Below are 1,666 nucleotides of genomic sequence, written 5' to 3' on the forward strand. Positions count from 1 at the left end.
GCGGGTAAACCCGCTCCCACAGGTACTGCGCAGTTCTCAACATCTGCGCAGTACCTGTGGGAGCGGGTTTACCCGCGAAGAGGCCGGGTACAGGAAAGCTATCAAAGGGCGGGGGAAGCGGTCTCGGCGGCCTCGGCAGGCTGGGCTTCCTGCTGCACCTCGATCGGTGCCGCCTCCGCTGGCGGCGCCACTGGCTGCGAGCCCTGGCTGTCATCCAGCACCGGCGCTGCTACCGCCTCGCTGGCCGGGGCAACAGCGGCCGGGGCTGGCGCCGCTTCAACCAAAGGCGCCGCCACCGGGGGCGGTGCCACCGGCGCTGCCGCGGCCTGCTCCGGCAGCCCCAAGGCAGCCGCCGGCGCTTCGACCTTAGGCGCGGGCTCTTCGACCTTGGCCTTGCTCTCCTGCTTAGGCTTGGGCTTTGGCAGGTAGCTCTCCACCAGTGCGAAATAACGGTCATAGAACTGCGCCGCCGTCACCGTCTCGCTGGCCACCTTGACCATCGAGTCGTCGCTGGAGCCGATCGGCATCGACACCGAGCCCAGTACACCAACGCCCAGGCTGGCGGAGGTATTGGACTTTTTCAGCGCATAACGATCCTGCAGAGCATTGGCGAACATGGTCGAACGCTGCTCGTCGCTCACATCTGGCGCACAGGTGACGTTGAAACTGATCTGCAGGTGGTTCTCGCTGTTCTGCTGGAAGCTCTTGTTGCCCACCACCTGGTTGGCGCCGCTGCTGGTGATGATGTAGCCCTGGCTGAGCAAGGCGCGCCGGGCGGCCTCGCAGGAGCCGGCATCGCTCACCGGGAAGCTGCGCGAGTAGGTGCCCGAGTCATCGAAGTTCTCGTGCTCGTAGACGGCGGCTTTTTTCGAGGAACAACCGGTCACACCCGCCAGCACCAGGGCCAGCCCGAGCGCACCAAAGACGGAAGATCTGGTCATTGCGAATTCCGGGTAAGTCGAGAAGGTGCCTATTGTGCAACACAGCAGGCAGGCACAGGAACCGCTGATCGGTGAAGAGTCTGTCAGGTTCGTGTAAATCTGGGTCAAGGGCGGCAGTTGCCAGGCGCAAAAACGAAAAAAGCGACCCGAAGGTCGCTTTGTCGTAGCTTCGAGGCGTTCAAGGGGCCTCGAAGCGAAGATGGCGCAGCGGACGGGACTCGAACCCGCGACCCCCGGCGTGACAGGCCGGTATTCTAACCGACTGAACTACCGCTGCGTATCGTTCAGGCTTTCGCCCGATTGAAACTGGGATCAGCCCAAGGTGTTTGCCTTGTGGCTTCAGACCGGTGCCAGGCACCCATCTGATACTGAAAAATGGCGCAGCGGACGGGACTCGAACCCGCGACCCCCGGCGTGACAGGCCGGTATTCTAACCGACTGAACTACCGCTGCGCAGTGCGTTCCTCTCTGGCTATCGGCTTCTTGCGAAACCTGAAGCACCAGGAACATCTCAGGAAGTGGTGGGTGATGACGGGATCGAACCGCCGACCCTCTGCTTGTAAGGCAGATGCTCTCCCGGCTGAGCTAATCACCCTCGCGATGTTGCTTGTTGCGTTTGCTTCGCTGAGGCCGCGAAATTTACGCAGGTGGCGAAGCTAAGTCAATAGCCCCATTGAATTTTTTTCAGAAAAGCGCAAAAGCGGTGCGGTTGCCTGTGGCGGGGG

1 protein-coding gene and 3 tRNA genes are annotated in these 1,666 nt (G+C 62.1%); all 4 read right to left on the reverse strand.

The features are described 5' to 3' along the window. Positions 1-101: 101 nt before the first annotated feature. The 4 genes from ACK1U9_RS22765 to ACK1U9_RS22780 all read right to left on the reverse strand — a co-directional run bounded on the left by ACK1U9_RS22765 (position 102) and on the right by ACK1U9_RS22780 (position 1,536). Positions 102-941 carry a DUF2242 domain-containing protein gene (locus ACK1U9_RS22765; RefSeq protein ID WP_153671765.1) on the reverse strand — a complete coding sequence of 280 codons (840 nt, stop codon included), beginning with the start codon at positions 939-941 and terminating at the stop codon, positions 102-104. Between the two features lie 200 nt (positions 942-1,141). Then, a tRNA-Asp gene (locus ACK1U9_RS22770) sits at positions 1,142-1,218 on the reverse strand. Between the two features lie 99 nt (positions 1,219-1,317). After that, a tRNA-Asp gene (locus ACK1U9_RS22775) sits at positions 1,318-1,394 on the reverse strand. Between the two features lie 66 nt (positions 1,395-1,460). Beyond that, a tRNA-Val gene (locus ACK1U9_RS22780) sits at positions 1,461-1,536 on the reverse strand. Positions 1,537-1,666: the final 130 nt, after the last annotated feature.

The organism is Pseudomonas sp. XP1 (assembly GCF_053557675.1).

What these genes read in the sequence shown, in the direction of transcription:
- ACK1U9_RS22765 (WP_153671765.1), bottom strand. Translation starts at nt 941, where the DNA reads ATGACCAGATCTTCCGTCTTTGGTGCGCTCGGGCTGGCCCTGGTGCTG.